This window comes from Amycolatopsis sp. DG1A-15b (assembly GCF_030285645.1).
In the GTDB taxonomy this organism is placed as follows: domain Bacteria; phylum Actinomycetota; class Actinomycetes; order Mycobacteriales; family Pseudonocardiaceae; genus Amycolatopsis.
Genome location: NZ_CP127296.1, coordinates 5482171 through 5507404, shown reverse-complemented (window position 1 = coordinate 5507404; position 25234 = coordinate 5482171). Strand labels below are relative to the sequence as shown.

Below are 25234 nucleotides of genomic sequence, written 5' to 3'. Positions count from 1 at the left end.
CGCCGCTTGCCCGAGGAGAAGGCCTTGCCTGCAGACCGCCCGGAGGGGATCCCGGAAACCGTCCGGCTCTGGTCCCTCACCGAAGACACCTTGCTGGAGGCGGGGGACGACGACACGATCGTCGCTATCACCTGGTGGGGCGAGTACGAGCTGGTGGACATCCCCGGGCCGGTCCGCGAGTCGCTGAGCCGGATGGCGCTCGGCCCGGTGTCGATGGGCAACCTCGCCTCGTCGGCGAGCGGCGGTACCGAGGCCTGGGCCGGGGCGCTGCGCAAGGTCCTCAACCGGCTGTCCGGCTCGGTCGTGCACTCGCTCGCGCTGAACGACGGCCGCGGGCCCGTGCTCTCGGCGATGCCGGTGACGCAGTCGCCGGTCTTCCCGGCCGACCCGGTGCCGGGGGGCCGGCTGGTCAAGCTTTCGCGGTTCTCGGCGATGCGGCCGGGCGGTGGCAGGCTGGTGCTCGAGTCACCGCGTGCGCGGTACCGGGTCGCGCTGCTGCGCCCGACCGCGGTGGCCGTGGCGTCGTCGCTGGCCATCCCGGTCACGGTCGCGCAGGTCGCCGAGACCACCGGGCTGGCCGAGCCGGTCGTGGCGGACGTCGTGGCGTTCCTGGTCGCGGCGGGCGTGGTGCTGGTGGCCGACGACTGGGCGGAGTTCGCCGAGGACTCCGACGCCGACCTGACGGCCTGGTCGCCCGACGACCTGATCTTCCACTCCCGCAGCCGGACCTGGCAGAAGGGGGACGGCCGGACCCGGACGTGCCCCGGCCGGAAATCGAGCCGCCGGTGGTCAAGCAGGTCACCGCCGGCCCGACGTTCCCGCTGCACCGCCCGGACCCGGCGGTGCCCGGGGCGCCCGAACCGACGCTGAGCTCGCTGCTCGAAGACGACCACACGTGCCCCGAGCTCACCGAGCGCGCGCTGACCGCCGAGCAGATCGGGGACTTCCTCTACCGCGCCGCGCGGGTGCGGTCGATCGGGCCCGCCTACCTGCCCGGCGGGCCCGGCCACGAGGCGTCCCAGCGGCCGTACTTCAGCATCGCCTGCCTGTACGAGCTCGAAATCTACGTCGGGATCAACCGGTGCGTGGGCCTCCGGCGGGGGATCTACCACTATGACCCGCTGTGGCACACGCTGACGCTGATCAACGACGATTCCGGTGTCCTGGACGGGGTGCTGGACCTGGCGATGATCGGGGCCGGGAGCCACCACAGGCCGTCGGTGCTGCTGACGATCACCGCGCGGATGTCGCGGATCGCCTGGGTGCTCGGCAGTGCCGCGTACGCGACGACGCTGGTGCACGTCGGTGCCCTGCAGCAGATCCTCTACCTCACGGCGAAGGCGATGGGCCTGGCCGCGCACGCCGTGCCGGTCGACGCCGGTGACCGGGTGGACCGCTCGCTGAAGCTGGAGTGGCCGTCCGAGGTGAGTGTCGGCGAATGCGTCCTGGACTTCGCGCCGTTGCGCTGACAGGCGGCCCGCCCGGGACGCCCTTCCTGTTACCTTGGAGTGGCTGGCCGCGTGGAGGGCCCGGCGGGGGAGGGGCTGTGGTTCAGCCTGTGCGTACGGGATTCCGGAAACCCGAAGACGGATCCGTGTCCCCCTGGGGGGACGAACGGGCCGGGTTACGCACGTTCGTGTACGGCGCGCAGGCGGTGGCCGCGACCGGTGTGGCGCTGCTGGCGTTCCTGTCCGTGCTGACCAGCCCGGAGTCCTGGGCCGTCTGCTTGGAGGCGCTGGCCTGCGCCGCGGCGCTCGTGGGCGTTCACCTGGCCCGGTTCGCGAACGGCCGCGTCCGGTGCGAGGCACCGGCTCTCGTCGTCCAGGCCCTGCTGGGATTCCTGCCGATGCTGCAGCTCGGCGCGTTGTGGAGCACGGCGGCCGGATTCTTCGCCGGCGGGCTGCTGCTGGTTTACCCGCCGGTCAGGGCGGTGCCCGCGGCGCTGCTGGCCTGTGCGGCGGCGGGGATCGTCTCGGCGTGGCCGGGCCCGTCGGTGCACGCGGGCCTGGCGGGCACGGTGACCGCCGGCGTCGCCGCGCTGACGCTGTTCGGGCTCGGCACGGCCGCACGGCTGGTGGCCGTGCGGGAGGCGGAGGTGTACGAGCTGAAGCGCCGCGTGGTCGCCAAGGAGCACGAGCGGTTCGCCCGGGATCTGCACGATCTGCTCGGGTTGAGCCTTTCGGCGATCACCCTCAAGGGGGAACTTGTGGACCGGTTGGTGACCAGCAGACCCGCCCAGGCGAGGGAGGAGCTGGCGGAGCTGCTGGTGATGTCGCGGCGCGCACTGGCCGACGTCCGCACGATCTCCGCGGGCTATCGGGAGCTGTCCCTCGACGAGGAGTGCCGGGCGGCGGCAACCGTGCTGAGCGCGGCCGGGATCCGCGTGACCGTCGCCCGCTCCGGCCTCGGCGGCCTGTCCCCGCAGTTGGCCACCGCACTGGCGACGATGCTGCGCGAAGGGGTGACGAACGTGGTGCGCCACAGCACGGCCCACTTTTGCGCGTTTTCGGTGAGCACCGAGGACGGAACGGCGTGGCTGGAGATCGTCAACGACGGCGCGACGGGAGCGGTCGGCGGCGCGGACTCCGGGGCGGGACTGCGCAACCTCCGCGACCGGGTCGATGCCTTGGGCGGCACGCTGGCGACGGAAACGACCGTCGACGGGACCTACCGGCTGGTGGTGGCGATCCCGGTGCGTTCGCCGGAGAAGGGCCAGTGCCGAACCCACCGGGGTGGGTGGGCCCGGCGGTGGGTGTCGACGGCGATTTCCGGTCAACCGCAAGACCCGTAAATGCTTCCGCCGTCCGCCGCCGGTCGACGGGTCAGAGCCACTCGGCCTCCGTGGCAATGCGGATCGCGTGCACCCGGTTGCGGGCGTTGAGCTTCGTCACCACCGCGGCCAGGTAGTTGCGGACCGTGCCGGCCGAGAGAAACAGCTCGGCGGCGATGTCGGAGACCGTGCGGCCCTTCGCCGCCAGTGCCAGGATCTCGATCTCGCGTGGGGTCAGCGGGCAGTCGTCGGTCTCCCAGGCCGCCAGGGCCAGCTCACTGTCGATGACGCGGCGGCCGATCGCGACCGAGCGCACCGCGTTCGCGAGCTTGTCCGACGGCGCGTCCTTGAGCAGGAAGCCGTTCACCTTGGCGTCCAGGGCCCGGCGCACCGTGCCCGGCCTGCCGAGGCTGGTCAGGATGAGCGTGTGGCAGCCGGGCAGGCTTTCGTGGATCTCGATCGCCGCGGAGAGGCCGTCCTTGCCCGGCAGGTCGATGTCGATCACCGCGACGTCGGGTCGGGCCGCCTTCGCGGCGGGGAGGATCTGGTCGCCCGAGGACACTTCGGCCACCACTTCGATGTCGGACTCGAGGTTGAGAAGGGCGACCAGAGCGCCGCGGACCATGTGCATGTCCTCGGCCAGCAACACCTTGATCACGACGGTACCTCGCACCCCAGGCCGGCAACTCCGAACCGCAATCGTACGCCATTGCCGTGCAGGCCTGGTTTTTTCGGCGAAGCAGGCGTGGTCACGGTGGGTGGTGATAACGCGGATAACCCGCTCCGCCCCACTCCGCCGATGACGGCCCGCCCGCCGCCCGCCGCCCGCCGAATAACGGACGGCGGATTCGCGTGCCGGAATGGCCCGCCCGGTCAGCTCGCCAGCGGGCGGGCGAGCGCGGCCTGCCGCAGGTCCGGCAGGGCGAGCAGCACGGGCGGGTCGAAGCCGTGCCGGGGGCGGAGGCGGACGTCGGCCAGGCTCGCGGCGACGCCGCGCTGGATGGTCACCGGACCGGCCAGTCCGGCGAACGGCCGCGGCGGGGAGCCGTCCGGCGCCGTGGTGCCGTAGGCGTGCGCCAGCACGTACCAGGAGCCCAGCGGGACGTCGGCCAGCGCATACGGCCCCGGACCGGGCAGGATCGCGTGCCTGGCCGGGGCACCCTCAGCGATCTTGGCCGGGAAGAGCCCGACGAATACCGGCCCGGTCTCGGCGGTGACGGCCACCCGCAGCTGGCCTCGCACCGTCGCCCCCGGCCCCGGCTGGCCCTGGCGGTCGGCGATCCGCGGCGCCGCGCCGCGCAGCCGACGGTAGCCCGACGGCGGGACGCCGACGCTGCCGCTGAACCGCGCGCTGAACGTGCCGACGCTGTTGTACCCGACCTGGTGGCTGATGTCGGCCACCGAGATCTCGGTGGCCGTGAGCAGGCGTTTCGCCTCCGCCAGCCGCAGGGCCGACAGGAACCGGCCCGGCGAGAGCCCGGTGACCCGCAGGAACACCCGGGTGAAGTGGAACTTGCTGAACATGGCCGCGCGGGCGAGGTCGTCGATCGTGAGCCGTTCGCCCAGGTTGTCTCGCATGGTCACGATGGCGCGTGCCACGGCTTGCCGGACGATCTCATCCATGGTGGGCCGTCCCCTCGGTTGACGGTGCCGCTGCCGGGGCTTCCGGCGAAGGCACCCAGGGCGGAGGAAATGATTTCGACTAAAACTGTAGGTCCGCGGGCGTCTACTTCTTAAGTGCTCTGTGCACCGGTGTGCATGGATTTCTCCGGTGATCGACATGCGTTTTGCACATGGGGCGTTTGGCGACGCTCGAGCCGGGGAATCGCCATCATGACGAATGTGCGCAGCGGGCCACCGCCATAGCGCAGGGTGTCCTCTTGCGCGCGGAACGTGACGAAATCCCCTCGGTTCGATGCTTTCCGTCGGCTTGTTAGTCCATTCGGACTCGGGCTCGAAACCGCACGGACCATGTGTAAACCACATTGCCCTGATGACGCGGGCACTGGCTGTTTCCGGGTTGCTGGGCGACCATTTGTGCCACGGGAAAGATTCATTTCGCCACTGGGGAGCATCAATGTCTGCACAGGTTTCTTCTGACGTCCGCAGCCTTTTCTCCGAACTTGGCATCCCGAGCGACGGCGCCGAGGTTCTGGTCATCGAGCGGTTCGGGCAGTGGCGTGACTCGGCCGGTGCCGCCGTCCGGGGCTCCGTCTCCAGCTGCTTCAGCTGTCTCGCCGAATCCGAGGAGTGGGCGGACGCAGCTTGAGCCCGTTCGCCAGCTACGACTCGACTTCGTGAGTCGATCACGGCCTGGCGTCGAAGCCCGTGCGAACGGCTTGTGGACGGGGAGCGGACGATCATGCTCCCCGGTCGCGAGCCGCGGTCTACGAGGCGTGACGGGCGGTAGCCGTCCGGTCGCCGGTCGAGGTTTACCTTTGCTTTTCTTGTGAACGCCATTCGGCGGCTACCGAGCAAATGCAGCCCGAATGGTGCAACCGAGCCGACGGGAAAAATGTAAGAATCGGCTTCTGGGGAATCATGAGTGTGCGGAGGCACCTGTGATCAGAGTGCTGGTTGCCGAGGACATGCACATCGTGCGAGGAGCACTGGTGGCGTTGCTCGGACTGGAACCCGACATCGAAGTGGTCGCGGACGTTGCCTCCGGCTCGGAGGTCCTGCCGGCGGCCAGGGCCAAGCGGGCACAGGTGGCCGTCATCGACATCGACCTGCCGGGAAAGGACGGCCTGACCGTGGCCGGTGAGCTGCACGACCAGCTGCCGGGTTGCCGGACGCTGATCCTCACCAGTCTGGGCAGGCCGGGGACGCTGCGGCGCGCCCTGGACGCCAAGGTGGGCGGCTTCCTGCTCAAGGACGCGCCGCCCGACAAGCTCGCGAACGCCGTGCGCGGGGTGCTCGCAGGCCGTCGCATGGTCGACGGTGACCTGGCGCTGGCCGCCTGGGACTCGGTCGACTGCCCGCTGACCGGACGTGAGCTGGACGTGCTGCGCATGACGGCGAAGGGGTACGGGACGGTGGAGGTCGCCGCGCGGCTGTACCTGTCCGCGGGCACGGTCCGGAACTACCTCACGACCGTGGTCGCCAAGCTGAACGGCCGCAATCGGGTGGACGCCATCCGCATCGCAGAGCAGTCCGGCTGGTTGTGACGGGCGGAGGGGCGCCGGCCACCGGAATCAGACCGGCACCGCCGCGCGCAGCCGGAACCGGCCGTCCGGTTCCACCCCCGCGGTCAGCTCGCCACCGAGGTCGGCGACCCGCTGCGAAAGGTTTCCGATGCCGCTGCCCGGCGAGGTGTCGCGGGGCACCGCGCGGTGCGGCTCCGGCCGGGCCGCGCGCTCTTCCTCCGGCGTCCCGGCCGGCGGCGACTTGACGCCGTCGTTCACGATGTCGAGGCTGACCCCCTCGTCGGTGCGGCGCAGCGCGATCTCGCAGCTTTCGACCCGGCTGTGCCGGAGCACGTTCGTGACCCCCTCGCGCAACACGACGGCCAGCACCGTGCGCACCGGCACCGGCAGCTCGTCGTCGAGCATCTCCATGCGCACGCGGACGTCGGCCGCGGCCAGCACGGACCGGGCGGTCTGGGACTCGCTGTCCAGCGACAGCTCGCGGTAGCCACTGGCCACCGAGCGCACGTCGGACAGCGCCTGCCGGGTCAGGCCCATTACCTCGCGCAGCTCTTCCGCGGCTCTGGCCTGGTTGAGGGGTAGGACCCGGGCGGTCAGCTCGCTCTTGAGCGCGATCGCGGACAGGCTCATCCCGAGCAGGTCGTGCAGGTCACGGGCGAAGCGCAGGCGCTCTTCGGCGACCGCCGTCTCGGCCAGCCGACGGCGGGTGCTGTCCAGCTCCGCGACCAGCCGGACCAGCCAGAGCAGGCTGAACACGGTCAGGCTGCTCATTACCGTCGCGGCGGTGAAGAAGATCGCGTAGAACAGGCCGAGGGTGCCCACGCCCTGTGCCCAGGCGTAGAGGGCGACGTTCAGCACGAAGAAGGGCCAGCCCGCCGCGGGGGGCATGACCAGCAGCGCGCTGCCGATCAGCAGGCTCGGCAGGCTGACCCAGTGTTGCTGCAGGGGCAGCAGCGGCAGGTAGATCAAGCACGCCTGGACGAAGAGCATGCCGTAGCTCTGCGCCGAGCGCAGCCGCATCGTGGGCCGGTCGAAGTAGGAGAACTGCAGGACCAGCAAGCCCAGTATCGACCCGGTGACCAGCGCGATCTCCCAGGCCTCCGTGGTGATCAGGAGCAAGTGGAGGATCACGCCGAGGCTCATCACGACGAACACCACGGGCAGCAGCCTGCCGATCCACTTCGACTCCGCCAGCGACTGCCGTCCGACGTCGTCGACCGTGGTCTCCGGTGCCGTCATCGCCGGCAGCTCGACGTGCAGCCGGAACCGGCCGTCCGCGGCGGTGCCGATGCTCACCTGGCCGCCGAGCGCCCTGACCTCGTCGGGCAGCCGGGTCAGCAGCTTCCCGGACTCCGGCGGCAGGTCGTCCGCCGTCATGCCGTCGTTGACGATGTCGAGGGAAACCGTGCCGTCCTGCTGGCGGACGTCGATCTCGCAGTGTTCGACGTCGCTGTACCGGAGGACGTTCGTGACACCTTCGCGCAGCACCTTGGCGAGCAGCGTTCGGGCCTGGACTGGGAGGTCGGCCTGGTCGAGGTGGACCTTGACGGCGACGTCCGAGGCGGACAGCAGCGACTCGGCGGTCCGCGACTCCCGTTCCAGGGAAAGCTCGCGGTACCCGTGGGAAACCGCGCGCACGTCGGAGAGCGTGCGCTGCGCGGCGGCGGTGATCTCGGCCAACTCGGCCTTGGCGCGGTCGACCGACTTCTGCATGAGACGGGACGCGAGTTCACCCTTGAGGGCGATCGCGGACAGGCTGATGCCAAGCAGGTCGTGCAGGTCGCGGGCGAAGGCGAGCCGTTGCTCGGCGACCGCGTGCCTGGCCAGCTCGGTCCGTGCCCGGTGCAGCTCGTTGACCATCCGGACCAGGCGGGCGAGCACGAAGAAGACCAGACCGTAGAACACCGTCCCGAGGGTCGAGTAAACGCCGCCCAGGAAGGAGGTTTCGTACCGGGTGAAGAGCCAGGCGACGCTGACGGTGACGAGCCCGAACAGTGGCCAGGCCAGCCGGGGACGCAGCGTCAGCAGGCCGCCTGCGGCGACGAAGGCGGGCATGGACAGCCACGACGAGCCGAAGGTCAGGATGGGGAGGTAGGCCAGCAGCGCCTGCACGCCCAGCAGCACCCGGCTCGTCGTCGAGCGCAGGTCGGCGGTGGGCCGGCTGAAGTGGAACAGCTGGATCGACAGGATGGCGAGGACGGCGGCGATCCCGTAGGCGCCGGTGACGAGGCCGACCGGCGCCGCCAGGATCGCGCTGTACCCGCCGGTCACGGAGAACCCCACGACGACCACGGTGGTGACGGCGGCGGCCAGCCGGGAGGCCAGCCGCGGGCGCCGGTCGATCCCGGTGGTCCCTCGGGGTTCCGCGGTCGCGGACAGCGTGGTGGCAGGCTCGAGCGCGGCAACCGGAGACATCAGTGCCGACCCCCCTGGTGTCTCGACGGTCACCGGACGCCCCAGGTGGCCCGGCCAGCGTGTGTGCGTGACGATCCTAACTCACGCGAGGCACGTTGCCGTGGGCCGAAAGTGCGTGCGACCTGGGGCGTGGCCGGGCGGAACCGGCGGCAGGAACGGCAAGGACGGCGGAATCAGCAGCGGTCCGCGCCGTTGCGGTCCGGCACCCCGAGCAGGCTCAGGAAGTCCAGCCGGGTCAACGCGACCGACCCGGTGTGCACGACGGAACCGTGGTCACGGTGGAAGAAACTGAGCCCGGCCTCGTCGACTTCCCACGAATCGCCGCCCACCGTGCCGGGAAGCCGCCGGGACGCCGGGAAGTCCGCGGCGAACGCGCTGCTCGCGGCCGAGTACACGGGCAGGTCCGGCCCGAGATGCTTGCGGTACCGCTTCGAGCTTGACGTAGGGCACGCGGGAGACCAGCACCAGGCGCAGGTCCGGTGCGCCCAACGCGGCGGCGACGTCCGCGGTCGTCACGATGTCGGCGAGTCCGCTGTGGTCGGGCATGGTGTGGTGCACCGCAAGCCGTGGCCTGCCGTCGAAGAGCTCGGCGAGCGAAACGCGCCCGCCCGGGCCGTCGAACAGGTACGCCGCCCCGGCGACGACGCGGGCGCGGTGCAGCTGTGGCACGGTCAGTTCCGTCATGACTCGTCCTCCTGGCTTGGTCCCTCCGCGGATTGTGGGCCGGATGCCGGACGAGGCCCAGGTTCCGGGCCCGGAACCGCACGGCAGGAGACGCGGCCCGCCCACCGGCGTGCCGCCCGGCGGCGCGGACCCTAGGCTCTGCGGTCATGGCACGCTATTTCGACCTGCATCCGGACAATCCTCAGAAGCGGGCGCTCGGCCAGGTCGTCGAAATCCTCCGGAACGACGGGCTGATCGCCTACCCGACCGACTCGTGCTTCGCGCTCGGGTGCCGTCCGGGCAACCGGGACGGGCTGGACCGGATCCGTGCGATCCGCAAGCTCGACCACCGGCACCACTTCACCCTGGTGTGCCAGGACTTCGCCCAGCTGGGGCAGTTCGTCCACATCGACAACGCGGTGTTCCGCGCGATCAAGGCGGCGACCCCGGGCAGCTACACCTTCATCCTGCCGGCGACCAAGGAAGTGCCGCGGCGGTTGATGCACGAGAAGAAGAAGACGGTCGGCGTGCGCATTCCGGACCACCGCGTCACCCAGGCGCTGCTGGCCGAGCTGGGCGAGCCGCTGCTGTCGAGCACGCTGCTGCTGCCCGGGTCGGGCGAGCCGATGACCCAGGGCTGGGAGATCAAGGAAGAACTGGACCACCAGCTGGAAGCGGTGCTCGACTCCGGCGACTGCGGAGTCGAGCCGACGACCGTCATCGACTTCTCTTCCGGCGAGGCCGAGGTGCTGCGCGTCGGCGCGGGCGACCCTGCGCCGTTCGAGTGACGCTCAGCGCTCCAGCAGCTCCAGCCACCGGGCGGTGCGCCGGCCGGCGAAGTCCAGTGCGAGGTCTTCGGCGAAGCGGCGGCCGGTCACCAGGAGGCAGAAGTCCTCGGCCGGCCCGGTGATGCGATCGGTGGCGTCCTCCGGCCCGAAGTCCCACCGCGTCCCCGAGGGGGCGACCAGCTCGAACCGGAACGGCGCGGCCGGCGGCTGCTCCTGCTGCCGCAGGTAGGCGCGGTCCCGGGTGCGGACGCCGTAGTAGGCGACGTGCCCGATCGTGTCGTCGCGCCGGGGGCGGACGCCGAACGTGTCGGCGATGTCCTGCCCGGCGGCGAAGATCTCGGTCAGCACCGCGGCGGCGAGCACGGACGGGCGAAGCGGGCCGTCGCTCCACGGCAGCTGCGGCTCCGGCGGGGCCGCGGCGAGCAGGGCGTTGGCCTTCCGCTGCTCGATCAGCCACATCAGGATCGCCTCGTCGAGCGAGTCGTAGGAGATCTGCGGGGTCACGCCGAACACGTCCGGGTTCTCGACGCTGAGCCGGACCAGCCGCGCGGTCGACGTCAGCCGGGCGAAGTGCCCGGTGAGGTCGGAGCCGCGGCCGTGCCGCTCGGCCAGCTCGGCCAGCGCCTCGGTCTGGGCCTGCAAGTCCGTGAACACGTCGGCCATCGGTGTCGACCTCCTGGTCCGGGTAGCCGGGACTGCCCGGGTCCAGGCTGGCAGGCGCGCCCGTGCCCGCTCCACTCCGCGGTTGCGGCCGACGTTATGTTGGTGCCGCGCGCTCGGCGAGGGCGGCCGAAGGGAGACCGGACGTGAAGTACCTGCTGGCGATGTACCTGAACCCCGACGTGATGGCGAAGCTGTCGGAGCAGGACATGGACGCGATCATGACCGGGCACCAGGAGTTCATCCGGACGATCCGGGAGTCCGGCGAGATGATCAGCACGCAGGCGCTGGGCGCGGTCGCCGACAGCAGCGTCGTGCGGGTGCGCGGCGGCCTGCCGGCGGTCACCGACGGGCCGTTCCTGGAGTCGAAGGAGTTCCTCGCCGGCTACTACCTCGTCGAGTGCGCGAGCAAGGAGCGCGCGGTCGAGCTCGCCGCGATGATCCCGGACGCCGCCGTCGAAGGTCTCGGCATCGAGGTGCGCGAGGTCGTCTTCTTCGCCGACGCCGAAACCGAAGTCCCCATGGCGTGACCGGAGTCGCCGAGGTCCTGCGCCCGCTCGTGCCGCAGGTGCTGGGCGCGCTGGTGCGCCGGTACGGCCAGTTCGACGCGTGCGAGGACGCGGTCGCCGACGCCCTGCTCGCGGCGAGCGAGCAGTGGCCCGCCGAGGGCGTCCCGGACAACCCGCGCGGCTGGCTGATCACGGTCGCCACCCGGCGGCTCACCGACCACTGGCGCAGCGAAAGCGCGCGACGGCGGCGGGAGGAGTCGGTCGCCCTGCGGGAGCCGCCGCCGGTCGTCCCCGGGCCAGGCCAGGACCAGGCCCCGGACTCCGACGACACGCTGTCGCTGCTGTTCCTGTGCTGCCACCCCGCCGTCTCGCCGCCTTCGCAGGTCGCGCTGACGCTGCGCGCGGTCGGCGGCCTGACCACGGCGCAGATCGCGAGCGCCTTCCTGGTGCCCGAGGCGACCATGACGCGGCGCATCACCCGCGCGAAGGAGAGCATCGCCGCCGCCGGCTCGACCTTCAGCGAGCCCTCGGCGGCGGACTTCCCGGAGCGGCTGCGCGTGGTGCTGCAGGTGCTCTACCTGATCTTCAACGAGGGGTACACCGCCACTTCCGGCCAGCACCTCCAGCGCCTGGAGCTGACCGCGGAAGCCATCCGGCTGGCGCGCGCCGTGCACGCGCTCCTGCCCGGGGACGGCGAGGTCGCCGGGTTGCTCGCCCTGATGCTGCTGACCGAGGCCCGCCGTGACGCGCGGATCGGCGACCGCGGCGAACTCGTCCCCCTGCCGGAGCAGGACCGCGGCCGCTGGGACGCCGCGCTGATCGACGAGGGAGAGGCGCTGATCGACGCGGTGCTCGGCCGCACCGCGCTCGGGCCGTACCAGGTGCAGGCCGCGATCGCCGCGCTGCACGACCGCGCGCCGAGCGCCGAGGCCACCGACTGGCCGCAGATCGTCGAGCTGTACGAGCTGCTCCGGACGTTCATGCCGGGGCCGGTGGTCACGCTGAACCAGGCGGTCGCCGTCGCCCAGGTCGCCGGCCCCGACCAGGGGCTGGCCCTGCTGGACACGGTCGACGCCGGCCTCGACCTCGGCCGCCGGGCGGACGCGGTCCGGGCGCACCTGCTGGAGCTGCGCGGTGACCGGGCCGCGGCCCGGGACCACTACCTCCGCGCGGCGGAGCGGACGCCGAGCCTGCCCGAACGCCGCTACCTCATGGACCGGGCCGGGCGGCTCGTCCCCGAGGAGGACGGCGCCCGGCCCTGATCCGGCGGGGCCGGCGCGATCAGCGCACCACGATGCCCGCCGGCGGCTCCGGCGCCGCGGGAACGTGGAACAGCTGCGCGAACAGCTGGAGGTCGGCGACCTCGCCCTCGATCGCCAGCCGGCCGCCGCGCACGGCGTCGGCGGCCGTGACCGTGCCGCTCATCAGGTCCAGCAGCGCGGCGGCGTGGTCGGCCTTGATGATCAGGTCCGCACCCGACAGGCGGCCTTCGCCGACCTTGGCCACGCCGTCCTCGACCAGCGCGTGGACGATCATCTGGTCGCCGTAGCGGATCTCGTAGGTCACCTGGACGCCTTCGGCCACCTCGGGCCGGAAAGTGGTGTACAGCGAGAGAATCGCCGAGTCCAGGGTCAGGATGTCGCCGGGCTTCGGTTGGTGCAGGGACCGCGCGCCCCACAGGCCGAGGTCGAGCAGGACCTGGTCGAGTTCGCTGCCGTACTGGGTCAGCTCGTAGACGACGCCGGCGTTCAGTTCCCCGCGCACGCGGCGGCGGACCACGCCGGCCGCCTCGAGCTCGTTGAGCCGCGCGGAAAGGATGCTCGACGGGATCTTCGGCAGCCCGGCCTGCAGTTCGTCGTAGCGCTTGGGCCCGAGCACGAGGTCACGCACGACGAGCAGCGACCAGCGCTCCCCGACGATCTCGAGCGCGCGGGCGAGCCCGCAGAACTGGCCGTAGGCGCGGGTGTGGGTCGTGGGCATGAGCGGTCCTCTTCCTTCGTGCGGTGGAACAGTCGGATCAGCGGTGGTCGCCTTCGGAAATCAGGTCGCGGTGCAGCAGCTGCAGCTCGTCGCAGGGTTCGACGCCGAGCTCACCGGCGAGCCGGGAGCGCAGGCCGCGGTACACCGTCATCGCGTCGGAGCGCCGGCCGCTGCGGCCGAGCGCGCGCATCAGCTGGCCGTGCAGGGCTTCGTCGAGCGGGCTGTGCGTCGCGAGGCCGCGCAGTTCGCCGATCAGTTCGCGGTGGTGGCCACCGGCGATCTCGGCTTCGATGCGCAGGTGCAGAATGTTCCGCCGCTGCTCGACCAGCTCGGTGCAGTAGGCCGAAAGGACCGGGCCGCAGTGCAGGTTGGCCAGCGGCGAGCCGGACCACAGGTCGAGGGCGCTGCGGTAGCTGCCGGCCGCGCCGGCGTGGTCACCGGCCGCGCGCCGGCTGTTGCCGAGGTGCTGGAACCCCGCGAAGTCGTGCACGTCCACCTGGGCGGGCTCGATGTGCAGGGCGTACCCGGACTGGCGCGTGGTCAGCATCTTGTCCGCGTCTTCGGCGAGATGCTGATCGGTGATGCACCGCCGGAGGTGGTAGACGTAGGTGTGCAGCGTCGTGCGGACGGTGCGCGGCGGGTTGTCCGACCACAGCTCCTGGATCAGCGTGTCGATGTGCACCATCCGGCCGGGCCGCGTCACCAGCACCGCGAGCAGCTGTAGGACCTTCGGCGTCTTGGGTGCGTGATCGACGCCGTCGCGCAGGACCTCCAGCGGGCCGAGAACGTTGAACCGCACGTCGTCTTCGCCGGTGCCGCGCGATCCGTCCCCTCGTCGTTCGTCGGAGTACATGGCAGGCCTCCTGCATCTCAAGGTTCCTCGCGATCCCCAGTTCACGCCTCGCGGGTCGGTGGAAGGCCGAACTCCGGGCTCCTATCCGAATGTGACAGACGCGGCCGGGCACAGCCAGTGACCCGCCCACCGGACTGGCGGGAGCTTTTCCTTGGGGAACCAGGTGTTCCGCACGTCCTCCGGGTGCGAAGCGCACCCCGGTGCCCACGGCGGACCAGCGCCGCGCCGCCGGGACGGTTCCCCGCAAAGGCCCAGAGCTGAACACGGAAGGACCAACGGACCCCTTCGTGTGATGCGGTGCGCACGGCCGGCGATGTGCGTTCCGCATCCCGGGTCCGGGTGTTCCGCCCGGATCAGACGGGTCCGGCGTCCGTGGCCCGGGAATTCCGGCGAAATCCCTCCAGGGCTCGTCGATCGTCCCGCAACCCGATTCGTCTTCGCTGGCGCGAGGAGAACCAAACGACGGGGAATTCGAGATTGGACTGATTGATGTTGCGTTCGATTGCGGCTGTCGGCCACGACAGCGGGTTCGACGAGCCGGGGCGGCGTCCACCGGCCTGGGACCGTACCGAACCGGTGATCCGCCCGGCCGTGCTCACGGCGATCAAGCTCATCCAGGATCGGTACTTCGAGCCGCTCACGCTCGCCGAGCTGGCGTCCGAGGTGTTCATCAGCAGATTCCACTTCTCCCGGATGTTCGCCGAAACCACCGGGGTCACCCCGGGGCGGTTCCTGACCGCGGTCCGGCTCTTCGAAGCGAAGCGGTTGCTCCTGACGACCTCGCTCAACGTGTCCGACATCGTCTGCAGCGTCGGCTACAGCAGCATCGGCACCTTCACCAGCCGGTTCTCCCGCGCGGTCGGGATGACGCCGACGCAGTACCGCGAACCACAGGTGGCCGAGCTGCTCGTGGCGATCTCCCCGCACTACCAACGGGTTCCGCCGCTGACCGCGCTGCGGGCCGCCGGCCGCAGCTGCGCTTCCCTGCGCGCCGGTACCGGAACGCTTTCGATGCAGCTCGACCTGCCGGCCGGCCTGCCCGCCGCCGACGTGCTCGTCGGCCTCTTCGCCGATCCCGTGCCGCAGTGCGGTCCGGTCGCGTTCAGCGGTGCGGCCGCGATGACCTCCGGCGAGCTCCGCCTGACCGGGGTCCCGGCCGGCAACTGGACCGCGATCGCCGTCGCCCGGCACCGGATGGCCGGCACCACCGGTTCGTGGTTCTCCATCGGGTACTCGACCGCCCAGGTCGGCGCCCATGGACTGTCCACCGGCCGGGTCGAGCTGCGTCCGCCGGCCCCGACCGACGCGCCGATCGCGATCACCCTGGCTTCGCGCCAGTCCCCGTTCAGCCAGCGGATGCTGGCGACGCAGCGCCCCGCCCTGCGCGCCGTGGCCTGAGAACCCTCCTACCGAAGGATTCCCCTCATGTCCTCTTTCATCGGCGTCCTGCGGAAGCAGTTGCTCGCGCCGTCGTTCGCGTCGGTCGGGTTCGCCGGCCGGAAGTTCCCCGTCACCCACACCGACGCCACGGCCCGGCTGGAGGCGGTGCCGCAGGCGGTGGTGTGCGGGTTCGAATGGGCGATCGAAGGCGCTTCCCAGTGGGAAATCGAGCGGCGGCTCGCGCTCATCGAGCCCGAGCAACGCGGCTTCGCCTACGAAGGCGCCACGATGGGCTACACCATCCTCGACGCCATGCCCGGCGGCGGCCGCGACCGCACCCGCGAACTGCTGGAAGGGCCGGGCCGTCCGCACATCTTCCTGACCTACATCGGGATCGGCTTCGCGATGGCGCGGCTGCCGCGTCCACTGTGGAAGAACATCCTGCCCGAGCTGACCGGGGTGGCCTACCACCCGGTGATGAGCTGGCTGGCCGTCGACGGCTACGGCTTCGACCGCGCCTACTTCGACACCCAGCGCTGGGTGGACGAGCAGGCCGCGCCGGAACCCTACCCGTGGGCGGGGCGGCCGGAGTACTTCGCGCGGGCGTTCGACCAGGGCGTCGGGCGGGCGCTGTGGTTCATCAACGGCGGCGTGCCGTCGGCCGTGGCCGAGGCCGTCGGCCGGTTCGCCGAGCCGCGGCGGGCGGACCTCTGGAGCGGCGTCGGGCTGGCGGCGACCTTCGCCGGCGGCACCGACCAAGCCGGGTACGGGCAGCTGCGCCGGGCGGCGGGCGAGTACTTCGCCGAACTGGCGCTCGGGGTCGTGTTCGCCGTCAAGGCGCGGACTTATTCGGGTCACGTGCCGGCGCACACGCACCTGGCCGCCGGCGTGCTCGTCAACCTGTCGGTGCAGGGCGCGCAGACCATCGCGGACCGCACCGAGGCCGCCGACGGCGACGACGGTCCCGAGCCGCCCTACGAGCTGTGGCGCGAACGGATCCGGCGGGAATTTCGCGACGCGCTGGGCCGGCTGGCCGGCTGATCATCCCGGCGCACGTCCGGAGTAGAGCGCTGACCAGCGGATCTGTGACCGTAGAACGAAGAAATGAACCGTCCTATCCGACCCTAAGGGGGAGAGTGCGTTGGGCAATGGTTGGCGCACGCTGAGACGTCGCATCCTCACACCGAACGTCTCGGAAACCTTGCTGGAGAAGCGGGGCTTCCACCGGAAGAGCCCAGCCGCTCAGGAACGGCTCGAAACGGTCGGGGAGAAGTTCCTCCTCGGCTACGCGCATGCCGTCGAAGCGAAGTCGGTCGAGCAGGCCGAAGAATGGCTCGAGCGCATTCCGGCGCAGTTCCGCGGCTTCGCCTACGAAGGGGCCGGAATGGGGTACGGCGTCCTCGACGGGCTGCCGTTCGGCAAGAGCACGAACATCGCCGAGTTCCTGGCCGGCCCCGGCGAGAAGCACGACTACATCATCTACGTCGGGGTCGGCTGGGCCATGTGCCGGCTCCCGCGGTTCGCGTGGCCGAAGGCGTCGGCCTTCGACCCGCTGCTGCGCTGGCTGGTGCTCGACGGGTACGGCTTCCACCAGGCGTACTTCAAGACCGACTCCTACATCCGGAACCAGTACCAGGAGCGCGGCTTCTCCTGGCCCGACCGGCGCTACGACGGCTACGCGCTGCGGGCCATCGACCAGGGCATCGGCCGGGCGCTGTGGTTCATCTGCGGTACCGACGTCGCGCTGGTGGCCAAGACGATCGAGGAGTTCCCCGAATCGCGCCACGGCGACCTGTACGCCGGGGTGGGGCTGGCCTCGACCTACGCCTGCGGCGTCACCGCCGACGAGCTGGCGGAACTGGTCGACCGGGCCGGGATCCACCACGGGCAGCTGGCACAGGGGAGCGCCTTCGCCGCCGAGTGCCGGGTGCGCTCGGGCCTGATGATCCCGGAAACCGAGATGGCGGCCCGGGCGATCTGCGGCGTGTCCGCCGAACGCGCCGCGGCCATCACCCAAGAGGTCCGGCCGGCCGTGGTCGTCGACGGCGACGACGTCCCGGCCTTCGAAACCTGGCGGCAGCGGATCGCCGAAGAAGTGCTGACCCACGGAGGGAAGAACAAATGACCGCGACCTTCGGCTGGCTGCGCAGGCAGCTGGCGGGCATCGTGGCGCTGGCGCTGATCCTCGGCCTGTTCCTGGTCGCGCGGTTGCCCAGTGTCTCGGCCGCCGAACAGGACCAGATGGCGGAGAAGTTCCACTTCACCCCGATGACGATCGCGCTGCCCGCGGCGGCGAAGTCGCAGTCGATCCGGACGGTGAACAAGGAGTACGAGAAGATCGCCGCCTGGATCTCCTCGGTCGGCGCCGCGATCGCCATCAACGACATCAGCGGCAGCGGCAAGCCCAACGACCTGTGCCTGGTCGACCCGCGCAGCGACCAGGTCGTCATCACGCCGACGCCGGACTCCGGCCCGCGCTACGCCCCCTTCGCGCTCGACCCGGCGCCGGCGCTGCCGACGTGGGACTACATGGCGCCGATGGGCTGCGTCCCCGGTGACTACAACGAGGACGGCCGCACCGACATCCTGGCCTACTACTGGGGCCGCACCCCGGTGCTGTTCCTGCAGAAGGCCACCGCCACCAAGTTCGACGCCTCGGCGTTCCAGCCGACCGAGCTGGTGCCGGGCGACAACCGCGGCCCGGACGGCAAGTACACCGGCCCGCTGTGGAACACCGACTCCGTCACCATCGGCGACTTCGACGGCGACGGCCACGTCGACGTCTTCGTCGGGAACTACTTCCCGGACAGCCGGGTGCTGGACCCGAACGCCGACGGCGGCATCACGCTGAACCAGTCGATGTCGCACGCGGTGAACTCGGGCGCCAAGTACATCTTCCGCTGGACCGGCGCCACCTCCGGCGCGCACCCGAGCACCCGGTTCGCCGACGCTTCCCAGGGCATCCCGGAAGACGCGCGCCTCGGCTGGACGCTGGCTTCCAGCGCCACCGACGTCGACGGCGACAACCTGCCCGAGCTCTACATCGCCAACGACTTCGGGCACGACCACTTCCTGTACAACAAGTCGACCCCGGGCCACATCGAGCTCGCCGAGGTCACCGGGGTCCGCGGGATCGCCGACCCGAAGTCGAAGGTGCTGGGCCACGACTCCTTCAAGGGGATGGGCGTCGACTTCGCCGACCTGAACCACGACGGTCTCTACGACCTGTTCGTCAGCAACATCGCGACGTCGTGGGGCATCGAAGAGTCGAACTTCCAGTTCATGAACGAGGCCAAGGACAACGCGGACCTGACCAGGCAGTTCAAGGACGGCGTCGCGCCGTTCCACGACGACAGCGCCGAGATGCGCACGGCGTGGTCCGGCTGGGGCTGGGACGTCAAGATCCAGGACTTCAACAACAGCGGTGACAACCAGATCGCGCAGGCGACCGGGTTCGTCAAGGGCCAGGTCAACCGCTGGCCGAACCTGCAGGAAATCGCCACCGCCCACGACGGCATGCTGTCGAACCCGATGTGGTGGCCGAACGCCCGCGCCGGTGACGACATCGGCGGTGACCAGACACTGCACTTCTACGTGAAGGGCCCGGACGGCCGGTACGCCGACCTCGCGTCGAAGCTCGGCCTGGCGGTGCCGGTGCCCACCCGCGGTATCGCCGTCGGCGACACCGACTCCGACGGCCTGCCCGAGTTCGCCGTGGCGCGGCAGTGGGAGCAGCCGATCTTCTACCACAACGACAGCCCGAACCCCGGCAAGTACCTGCAGCTGAAGCTGACCACCGACGCCCCGGTGGCGCCCGGCCCGCTGCCCGCGGCCGGCGTGCCGGCGATCGGCGCCCAGGTCACGGTGACCACCTCGGACGGCAAGAAGTACCTCGGCCGGGTCGACGGCAGCAGCGGGGAGGCCGGCCGGCGCAGCTTCGACGTCCAGATCGGCCTCGGGCACGACGTCACCGGCCCGCTCGACGTGCACCTGCAGTGGCGGGACCGGACCGGGCAGCTGCGGACGCAGGACCTGAAGCTGCAACCCGGCTGCCACATGTACCAGCTCGGCTCCACGGCGAAGGAAGCGATGTGACATGGCCACCCCGACCCTGACCAAAGTGGACAGCGCGCCACCGAAGCGGACCAACAAGGTCATCACCGCGCTGCGGCGGTTCGCGATCTCGATCACGATCTTCAACATCGTCGGCTACACCGTGCTCGGCTTCGAGCAGCCGTGGCTGTACCCGTTCGTCGCGCTGGCGACCGCGTACACCACGGAGATCGTCCTCGAGATCATCAACGCCCGGGTGACCCACCGCGACGTCCGGTTCCGGGGCGCCGGGTTCAAGGGACTGATGGAGTTCCTCCTGCCGGCGCACATCACCGGCCTCGCCCTCAACATGCTGACCTACGTCAACGACCAGATCCTGGTGATGATGTTCGGGGTCGCCGTCGCGGTCGGCACCAAGTGGATCCTGCAGGCGCCGGTGTACGGCCGGATGCGGCACTACATGAACCCGTCGAACTTCGGCATCACGATCATCCTGCTCGTGTTCCCGTGGGCCAGCATCGCCCCGCCGTACCACTTCACCGAGCAGATCCCCACCTGGGGCGGCTGGCTGATCGTCGGCATCATCCTCGTGTCGGGCACGGTGCTCAACGCGCTGCTGACCGGCCGGATGTGGCTGATCGCGGGCTGGCTGAGCTTCTTCGTCGTGCAGGCCTTCGTCCGTGGCTGGCTCTTCGACACGTCGATCACCGGCGCGCTGGCGATGGGCACCGGCGTCGCGTTCGTGCTCTACACCAACTACATGGTGACCGACCCGGGCACGTCGCCGTCGAAGCCGGCCTCGCAGTTCGCCTTCGGGTCCGGGGTGGCGCTCGCGTACGGCTTCTTCACCGCCGTGCACGTGGCCTACGGGCTGTTCCTGGCCACCGCGACCGTCTGCCTGATCCGCGGCATGTTCCTGTGGGGCCTGCACTTCTCGAACAAGGCGCGGATCAAGTTCGAGGCGGACCAGGCCGCGCAGAAGGCCAAGCTGGAGATCGCGCCGCCGGCGGAGACCGGCGACGAAAAGCCAGGGGCCATCGCGGCATGACCGGTTCCCAGCACCAAGCCCGGGCGGCGCGCACCGCGCCGCCCGGGCCGCCGCGCCGAGCCACCCTCCGGTTGCTGAAGCAGCTCTTCACCGACCGGCTCGCGCTCATGGGCGACAACGCCGATACCTACGGCGACGTCGTCCGCATCGCCATCGGACCGAAGGCGATGTACCTGGTGAACCACCCGGACCTCGCCAAGCACGTCCTCGCGGACAACGCCGCGAACTACCACAAGGGCATCGGCCTGCAGGAGGCCCGCCGGGCCCTCGGCGACGGCCTGCTCACCAGCGACGGGGAGACCTGGCGCCAGCAGCGCCGGACGATCCAGCCGGTGTTCCAGCCCAAGCGGATCTCGCGGCAGGCCGCCGTCGTCGCGTCCGAAGTGGACGCGCTGATCAAGCGGCTGGCCATGCACGACGGGCCGGTCGAGATCCTGCACGAGATGACCGGGCTGACCCTCGGCGTGCTCGGCAAGACGCTGCTCGACGCGGAACTCGGCGGCTACGAAACGCTCGGCCACTCGTTCGAGGCCGTGCAGGACCAGGCCATGTTCGAGGCGGTCACGCTGAGCGCGGTCCCGCAGTGGGTGCCGCTGAAGAAGCAGCGGGAGTTCCGCACCGCGCGCGACGACCTGCGCCGGATCGCCGACGAACTGGTCGACCAGCGGCTCGCGAACCCGGTCGAGCGCGGCGAGGACGTGCTGTCGCGGCTCATCGCGTCGGGGTCCGAGGACGGCGCGTCCCGCGAACGCATGCGCGACGAGCTGATCACCCTGCTGCTGGCCGGGCACGAGACGACGGCGAGCACGCTCGGCTGGGCGTTCCACCTGATCGACGAGCACCCGGAGGTGGGCGAGCGGCTGCACGCCGAAGCCGTCGACGTGCTCGGCGACCGGCTGCCCGGGCACGAGGACCTGCGGAAGCTGACCTTCACCTTCGCGGTGGTCGAGGAGGTCATGCGGCTCTACCCGCCGGTGTGGCTGCTGCCGCGGATCGCCCAGGCCGACGACGAGATCGGCGGGTACCACGTGCCGGCCGGGTCCGACGTCGTCGTCGTGCCCTACACGCTGCACCGGCACCCGGAGTTCTGGGCCGACCCGGAGCGCTTCGACCCGGGGCGGTTCACCGCCGCGGAACGGCCGCCGCGGTACGCCTACCTGCCCTTCGGGGCCGGACCGAGGTTCTGCATCGGCAACAGCCTCGGGGTGATGGAGGCGGTGTTCGTGCTGGCGATGGCCGCACGGGACCTGGAACTGCACAAGGTGCCGGGCAAGGTCGTCGAACCCGAGGCGATGCTCTCGCTGCGGGTGCGCGGCGGCCTGCCGATGATCGTGCACCCGCGGACGGCGGCCGCGCGCAAGGCCGCTTGATTCTACTGTGGACATTCCGACGAGGAGGTAGGCCGGTGCAACCCGAGGCCACCGAAGAAGAACGCGTCATGAACCTGACCCTCGAGGCCTACGCGGACACGATCTTGCCGGGGGAGAAACGGTTCCCGGAGGACCGCGCGATCGCCGGGGCCGCGCCCGGCCCCGGGGCCGTGGCCGCGGGTGCGCTCGACCTGCTGAACTTCGACGCGACCGGGGTCACCGCCGGCCTGCCGTACCTCGCGCAGTCGCTGAACGACCACGCGAAGTCCTACGCGGGCGAGGTCGAGCTGGAACTCGACCAGGACGTCCCGCCGTTCGTCGCCCTTCCCTACGCGCACCGCCGCGAGCTGGTCAACCGGCTGACCACGCCGGGGCACCCGGAGAAGGACGGCTGGGTCAGCCTCGCGCTGTTCTGCAACATGGCCTTCGACAGCGCCGCGCACCTGCACACCGCCGAGGCCATCCGCGACGGCCACCCCGGCCTGCTGGCGCTGGGGTACACGCCACCGGACGCGGACGGGTTCTGGCGGTTCCCGAAGTACGGCTACGGCCGCAAGCTGGCCGAGATCCACCCGGACACGACGCCCTCGGGGAGCCCCGCATGAGCGAGCTTGCGCGTGAATCATTCAACACGGCGTGCGCGCTCAGGCGCCCGACGAGCATCAGCGAGGTGACCGCATGAGCGCCATCGACCAGACCGACGTCGTCATCGTCGGCAGCGGATTCGGCGGGTCCATCCCCGCCTACCACCTCGCCGCGGGCGGGGCCAAGGTCACCGTGCTGGAGCGCGGGCCGTGGCTGGCGGCCGACGACTTCGAGCACGACTACCTGCTCGGCTCGTCCTACACGCGGGCGTTCGACTTCGTCGTCGGCGACGGGATGAGCGTGCTGGGCGGCAACTGCGTCGGTGGCGGCAGCGTGGTGTACTTCGCCGCGATGCCGCGGGCACCGCGGTTCGTCTTCGAACGGCACGGCAGCATCGGGCGCCGGATGTGGCCTTCGGTGATTTCCCGGGACGCGCTGGAGCCGTGGTACGACCGCGTCGACGAGTCGATCCCGGTGTCCACTCAGGACTGGAACGACGTCTCCTACGCCGGTGGCCTCTGGGCCGCGGCCTGCAACCACTCGGGCCGCACCGCGAACCCGGCGCCGGTGGCCGTGGACAACAAGACCTGCGTCAACTGCAACTTCATGATGGCCGGCTGCAAGTTCGACGCCAAGCGGTCGATGCTGACGAACTACCTGCCCGCGGCGCTGGCGCACGGCGCGCAGATCCGGCCGCTGCACGAGGTCCAGCGGCTCGAGCGGACCGAGGACGGCGGCTACCGCGTCCACTTCGACGTGATCGACGAAGAGGACTACCGGGTCCACACCGGCAGCGGCGTGATCGAGGCGAAGGTCGTCATCATCGCCGCCGGTGCCGGCGCGACCCCGGTGATCCTGCAGCGCTCGGAGGCCGCGCTCGGCACCATGCCGCACGGCGTCGGCCGGTACTTCTCCGGCAACGGCGAGCGGCTCAACACCGCGATCATCGACGAGGACCGCGTCCGCGAGGTGCTCGGGCTGTCCCGTGAGGACGGTCCGGTGTACTCGGCCAACCACATCGGCAAGGGCCCGACCGTCGCGAACTGGGACAAGCTCGACGGGTCGCTGCCGGAGTACGAGCGGTACTCGCTGGAGCAGCTGTACTTCCCGCCGGGGCTGGGCACCATCCTCGCCCAGGCGCCGGGCGGGGAGGAGCCGCGCTGGTACGGGGCGGAGAAGAAGGAGATCCTCAAGCAGTGGGCCAACTGGCTGACGATCTTCCTGATGACCGAGGACGACAACGAAGGCGTCTTCGGCACCCCGCCGCCCACCGGCAACGCCTACCGCATCTCGCAGCAGATGCTCGGCCGCGGTTCGCTGCGCTACGACCCGACCGAGAACACCCGCCACGGCTGGGCGCTCGCGGACGCCGACTGCAAGGCGATCATCGAGAAGGACGGCCTGGCGAAGGTCTCGCCGTGGACCAACGACGTCGTCGGGGCCTACACGGTGCACCCGCTGGCGTCCTGCCGGATCGGTGACGACGAGGCGACGTCCGCCCTGCACCCGAACCACGAGCTGCGCAACCACCCGGGCATCTTCGTCACCGACAGCGCGTCGGTGCCGGGCGCGCTCACGGTGAACCCGGCGATGACCATCGCCGCGCTCGCCGAGCGCTCGATCCCGGGCATCGTCCGGGAGCTGCAGGCCCGCGGCGTCGACGTCAAGTACGGCGCCCCGGCCCCCGACGGCTCGATCACCGGCCGCCGCGCGGTGTCCAAACTGGACCTGGTCGCCGGGAACTGAGGTACGAAACAGCCGACACGCGTGATGGGGAAGCCGACACGCGTGATTGGAGGGACGACACGCCGAGCGGTGGAGCGCCGGCCGTGTCGTCCCTTCAATCACGTGAGTTGACCCCTCGATCACGCGAGTCGGCGTTCTGATCACGTTGATCCGGGAGGAAGTATGGCGCCGGGAGTGGTTCGGGTTGCGCTGCGGCGGACCTTGCGGGACGTCAAGTACGTTGATGTGGTGCGGCCGCGGCGGGCGCGGGGGCTCGTGCGGGAGGTCTACCGGCAGGTGGAGCGGGACTTCGGGATGCTCGCGCCGCCGGTCGCGCTGCACTCGGCCGCCCCGGACGTGCTCGCCGCCGCGTGGCTGATGCTGCGGGAGTCGCTGGTCTCGGGCGGGACGGCGAGCCGGGCGGACAAGGAGGTCGTCGCGGCCGCGGTGTCGGCGGCGAACTCGTGCCCGTACTGCGTCGAGGTGCACGGGATGGCGCTCGGCTCGCTGGGTGAACCGGACGCCGCCGCGGCCATCGCGGCCGGCGACACCGGGGGCATCGCGGACCGGGACACCCGGGAGCTGGCGGCCTGGGCGCAGGGTGCGGGACAGCTGCCGGCGGACGTGCCCGCCGGCGCCGCCGCCGAGTTCACCGGCGTGGCCGTGACGTTCCACTACCTGAACCGGGTGGTGAGCGTCTTCCTCGGCCCGTCGCCGTTGCCGGAGGCCGTTCCGGCGTCGGCGCGGGCGAAAGCCAAGGCGGTCCTGGGCTTCCTGCTGAAGCCGGGGACCGCGCCGCCCCCCGGCGGGGCACTGGGCCTGCTGCCCGCCGCGCCCGTCGCGGGCCCGGACTGGGCCCCGCCGGGCGGCTCGCTCGCCGGCGCGTTCTCCCGTGCCGCGGCCGCGTTCGAGGCGGCCGGGGAACGCTCGGTACCGCCGCGCGTGCGTGACCTCGTCCGCCAGGAACTCAAGGCGTGGGACGGGAAATCGCCGGGGCTGAGCCGGGCCTGGGCCGAGCCGCAGTCGGCCGAGCTGCCGGACGGCGAGCGGGCCGCGGGCCGGCTCGCGCTGCTGACGGCCAAGGCGCCCTACCAGGTCACCCCGGCCGACGTCGCCGCGTTCGGTCCGGAAAGGACGGACGATCGCGGCCTGCTGGAACTGGTGTCGTGGGCAAGTCACGCCGCGGCGCTGGAGCTGGGTGGCCGCTTGCCGGTCCGCCCGAGAAGAGAAGACCCGCCGCGCCGCGGCGGGCGATGATCGCAGGGTCGGATCGGCCGCCGGGCGGCGAT

General features: G+C 71.0%; 24 protein-coding genes and 1 pseudogene. 17 read left to right on the top strand and 8 right to left on the bottom strand.

Annotated features, from left to right (window positions below):
• Positions 1 to 24 precede the first annotated feature (24 nt).
• The 3 genes from QRY02_RS25185 (at position 25) to QRY02_RS25175 (ending at position 2791) form a co-directional block, all read left to right on the top strand.
• Entirely contained in the window at positions 25 to 870 is an 846-nt protein-coding gene (locus QRY02_RS25185; RefSeq protein ID WP_285985319.1) for a hypothetical protein, read from the top strand.
• Positions 786 to 1469 (top strand): SagB/ThcOx family dehydrogenase, encoded by a 684-nt coding sequence (locus tag QRY02_RS25180; protein WP_285985318.1) that lies wholly within the window; start codon positions 786 to 788, stop codon positions 1467 to 1469. The genes QRY02_RS25185 and QRY02_RS25180 overlap by 85 nt, the downstream gene beginning before the upstream one ends.
• A 125-nt stretch (positions 1470 to 1594) precedes the next feature.
• Entirely contained in the window at positions 1595 to 2791 is a 1197-nt protein-coding gene (locus tag QRY02_RS25175) for a sensor histidine kinase (protein WP_285985317.1), read from the top strand.
• Positions 2792 to 2822: 31 nt separating this feature from the next.
• On the opposite strand, the gene QRY02_RS25170 is transcribed toward QRY02_RS25175, so the two are convergent.
• A complete protein-coding gene (locus tag QRY02_RS25170) occupies positions 2823 to 3428 on the bottom strand; it encodes a response regulator transcription factor (RefSeq protein ID WP_285985316.1) in 606 nt (201 codons plus the stop codon).
• Between the two features lie 215 nt (positions 3429 to 3643).
• A complete protein-coding gene (locus QRY02_RS25165; protein WP_285985315.1) occupies positions 3644 to 4393 on the bottom strand; it encodes a helix-turn-helix domain-containing protein in 750 nt (249 codons plus the stop codon).
• A gap of 370 nt (positions 4394 to 4763) precedes the next feature.
• Here QRY02_RS25165 and QRY02_RS25160 point away from each other — a divergent pair, with 370 nt between their 5' ends.
• Together QRY02_RS25160 and QRY02_RS25155 are read left to right on the top strand one after the other, a co-directional pair.
• The gene (locus QRY02_RS25160) at positions 4764 to 5039 is read left to right on the top strand and encodes a hypothetical protein (RefSeq protein WP_285985314.1); all 276 of its coding nucleotides are present in this window, start codon (positions 4764 to 4766) and stop codon (positions 5037 to 5039) included.
• 292 nt (positions 5040 to 5331) lie between these two features.
• Positions 5332 to 5937 (top strand): response regulator transcription factor, encoded by a 606-nt coding sequence (locus QRY02_RS25155; protein ID WP_285985313.1) that lies wholly within the window; start codon positions 5332 to 5334, stop codon positions 5935 to 5937.
• A gap of 27 nt (positions 5938 to 5964) precedes the next feature.
• On the opposite strand, the gene QRY02_RS25150 is transcribed toward QRY02_RS25155, so the two are convergent.
• From QRY02_RS25150 to QRY02_RS25140, 3 genes and pseudogenes are all read right to left on the bottom strand, one after another.
• On the bottom strand, positions 5965 to 8331 hold the full coding sequence (locus QRY02_RS25150; RefSeq protein ID WP_285985312.1) for a sensor histidine kinase: 2367 nt from the start codon (positions 8329 to 8331) through the stop codon (positions 5965 to 5967).
• Positions 8332 to 8504: 173 nt separating this feature from the next.
• A complete protein-coding gene (locus QRY02_RS25145) occupies positions 8505 to 8726 on the bottom strand; it encodes a hypothetical protein (protein WP_285985311.1) in 222 nt (73 codons plus the stop codon).
• An 88-nt stretch (positions 8727 to 8814) separates the two neighbouring features.
• A pseudogene (locus QRY02_RS25140) lies at positions 8815 to 9015 on the bottom strand (DUF899 family protein); the annotation flags it as partial.
• Between the two features lie 146 nt (positions 9016 to 9161).
• Between QRY02_RS25140 and QRY02_RS25135 the strand changes: the two are divergent.
• Positions 9162 to 9782 carry an L-threonylcarbamoyladenylate synthase gene (locus tag QRY02_RS25135; protein WP_285985310.1) on the top strand — a complete coding sequence of 207 codons (621 nt, stop codon included), beginning with the start codon at positions 9162 to 9164 and terminating at the stop codon, positions 9780 to 9782.
• Between the two features lie 3 nt (positions 9783 to 9785).
• Here QRY02_RS25135 and QRY02_RS25130 read toward each other — a convergent pair whose 3' ends face one another.
• Positions 9786 to 10445 carry a maleylpyruvate isomerase family mycothiol-dependent enzyme gene (locus QRY02_RS25130; RefSeq protein ID WP_285985309.1) on the bottom strand — a complete coding sequence of 220 codons (660 nt, stop codon included), beginning with the start codon at positions 10443 to 10445 and terminating at the stop codon, positions 9786 to 9788.
• 143 nt (positions 10446 to 10588) lie between these two features.
• Between QRY02_RS25130 and QRY02_RS25125 the strand changes: the two genes are divergently transcribed.
• On the top strand, positions 10589 to 10972 hold the full coding sequence (locus QRY02_RS25125; RefSeq protein WP_013228644.1) for a YciI family protein: 384 nt from the start codon (positions 10589 to 10591) through the stop codon (positions 10970 to 10972).
• On the top strand, positions 10969 to 12213 hold the full coding sequence (locus QRY02_RS25120; protein ID WP_285985308.1) for an RNA polymerase sigma factor: 1245 nt from the start codon (positions 10969 to 10971) through the stop codon (positions 12211 to 12213). The genes QRY02_RS25125 and QRY02_RS25120 overlap by 4 nt, the downstream gene beginning before the upstream one ends.
• A 19-nt stretch (positions 12214 to 12232) precedes the next feature.
• On the opposite strand, the gene QRY02_RS25115 is transcribed toward QRY02_RS25120, so the two are convergent.
• Together QRY02_RS25115 and QRY02_RS25110 are read right to left on the bottom strand one after the other, a co-directional pair.
• Complete coding sequence (locus tag QRY02_RS25115) at positions 12233 to 12931, bottom strand: winged helix-turn-helix transcriptional regulator (protein WP_285985307.1); 699 nt, start codon at positions 12929 to 12931, stop codon at positions 12233 to 12235.
• Positions 12932 to 12968: 37 nt separating this feature from the next.
• Complete coding sequence (locus QRY02_RS25110) at positions 12969 to 13784, bottom strand: AfsR/SARP family transcriptional regulator (protein WP_285985306.1); 816 nt, start codon at positions 13782 to 13784, stop codon at positions 12969 to 12971.
• A 576-nt stretch (positions 13785 to 14360) separates the two neighbouring features.
• Between QRY02_RS25110 and QRY02_RS25105 the strand changes: the two genes are divergently transcribed.
• The 9 genes from QRY02_RS25105 (at position 14361) to QRY02_RS25065 (ending at position 25202) form a co-directional block, all read left to right on the top strand.
• Entirely contained in the window at positions 14361 to 15182 is an 822-nt protein-coding gene (locus QRY02_RS25105) for a helix-turn-helix transcriptional regulator (RefSeq protein ID WP_285993911.1), read from the top strand.
• Positions 15183 to 15209: 27 nt separating this feature from the next.
• Positions 15210 to 16205 carry a DUF1702 family protein gene (locus QRY02_RS25100; RefSeq protein ID WP_285985305.1) on the top strand — a complete coding sequence of 332 codons (996 nt, stop codon included), beginning with the start codon at positions 15210 to 15212 and terminating at the stop codon, positions 16203 to 16205.
• A gap of 100 nt (positions 16206 to 16305) precedes the next feature.
• Positions 16306 to 17289 (top strand): DUF1702 family protein, encoded by a 984-nt coding sequence (locus tag QRY02_RS25095; protein ID WP_285985304.1) that lies wholly within the window; start codon positions 16306 to 16308, stop codon positions 17287 to 17289.
• Positions 17286 to 19259: a CRTAC1 family protein gene (locus tag QRY02_RS25090; protein WP_285985303.1), complete on the top strand. Its 1974-nt coding sequence runs from the start codon at positions 17286 to 17288 to the stop codon at positions 19257 to 19259. Before QRY02_RS25095 ends, QRY02_RS25090 begins: the two co-directional genes overlap by 4 nt.
• Position 19260: 1 nt before the next feature.
• Complete coding sequence (locus QRY02_RS25085) at positions 19261 to 20265, top strand: enediyne biosynthesis protein (protein WP_285985302.1); 1005 nt, start codon at positions 19261 to 19263, stop codon at positions 20263 to 20265.
• Complete coding sequence (locus QRY02_RS25080) at positions 20262 to 21635, top strand: cytochrome P450 (protein WP_285985301.1); 1374 nt, start codon at positions 20262 to 20264, stop codon at positions 21633 to 21635. The genes QRY02_RS25085 and QRY02_RS25080 overlap by 4 nt, the downstream gene beginning before the upstream one ends.
• A 35-nt stretch (positions 21636 to 21670) precedes the next feature.
• The gene (locus QRY02_RS25075; RefSeq protein ID WP_285985300.1) at positions 21671 to 22240 is read left to right on the top strand and encodes a DUF5987 family protein; all 570 of its coding nucleotides are present in this window, start codon (positions 21671 to 21673) and stop codon (positions 22238 to 22240) included.
• Positions 22241 to 22313: 73 nt separating this feature from the next.
• Positions 22314 to 23966, top strand: coding sequence for a GMC family oxidoreductase (locus tag QRY02_RS25070; protein WP_285985299.1), 1653 nt, complete (start codon positions 22314 to 22316; stop codon positions 23964 to 23966).
• A gap of 162 nt (positions 23967 to 24128) precedes the next feature.
• Positions 24129 to 25202 (top strand): carboxymuconolactone decarboxylase family protein, encoded by a 1074-nt coding sequence (locus QRY02_RS25065; RefSeq protein ID WP_285985298.1) that lies wholly within the window; start codon positions 24129 to 24131, stop codon positions 25200 to 25202.
• The last annotated feature ends 32 nt before the right edge of the window (positions 25203 to 25234 follow it).

What these genes read in the sequence shown, in the direction of transcription:
- QRY02_RS25160 (WP_285985314.1), top strand. Translation starts at nt 4,764, where the DNA reads ATGACGCGGGCACTGGCTGTTTCCGGGTTGCTGGGCGACCATTTGTGC.
- QRY02_RS25090 (WP_285985303.1), top strand. Translation starts at nt 17,286, where the DNA reads ATGACCGCGACCTTCGGCTGGCTGCGCAGGCAGCTGGCGGGCATCGTG.
- QRY02_RS25165 (WP_285985315.1), bottom strand. Translation starts at nt 4,393, where the DNA reads ATGGATGAGATCGTCCGGCAAGCCGTGGCACGCGCCATCGTGACCATG.
- QRY02_RS25130 (WP_285985309.1), bottom strand. Translation starts at nt 10,445, where the DNA reads ATGGCCGACGTGTTCACGGACTTGCAGGCCCAGACCGAGGCGCTGGCC.
- QRY02_RS25115 (WP_285985307.1), bottom strand. Translation starts at nt 12,931, where the DNA reads ATGCCCACGACCCACACCCGCGCCTACGGCCAGTTCTGCGGGCTCGCC.
- QRY02_RS25070 (WP_285985299.1), top strand. Translation starts at nt 22,314, where the DNA reads ATGAGCGCCATCGACCAGACCGACGTCGTCATCGTCGGCAGCGGATTC.
- QRY02_RS25065 (WP_285985298.1), top strand. Translation starts at nt 24,129, where the DNA reads ATGGCGCCGGGAGTGGTTCGGGTTGCGCTGCGGCGGACCTTGCGGGAC.
- QRY02_RS25135 (WP_285985310.1), top strand. Translation starts at nt 9,162, where the DNA reads ATGGCACGCTATTTCGACCTGCATCCGGACAATCCTCAGAAGCGGGCG.
- QRY02_RS25100 (WP_285985305.1), top strand. Translation starts at nt 15,210, where the DNA reads ATGTCCTCTTTCATCGGCGTCCTGCGGAAGCAGTTGCTCGCGCCGTCG.
- QRY02_RS25110 (WP_285985306.1), bottom strand. Translation starts at nt 13,784, where the DNA reads ATGTACTCCGACGAACGACGAGGGGACGGATCGCGCGGCACCGGCGAA.
- QRY02_RS25150 (WP_285985312.1), bottom strand. Translation starts at nt 8,331, where the DNA reads ATGTCTCCGGTTGCCGCGCTCGAGCCTGCCACCACGCTGTCCGCGACC.
- QRY02_RS25080 (WP_285985301.1), top strand. Translation starts at nt 20,262, where the DNA reads ATGACCGGTTCCCAGCACCAAGCCCGGGCGGCGCGCACCGCGCCGCCC.
- QRY02_RS25085 (WP_285985302.1), top strand. Translation starts at nt 19,261, where the DNA reads ATGGCCACCCCGACCCTGACCAAAGTGGACAGCGCGCCACCGAAGCGG.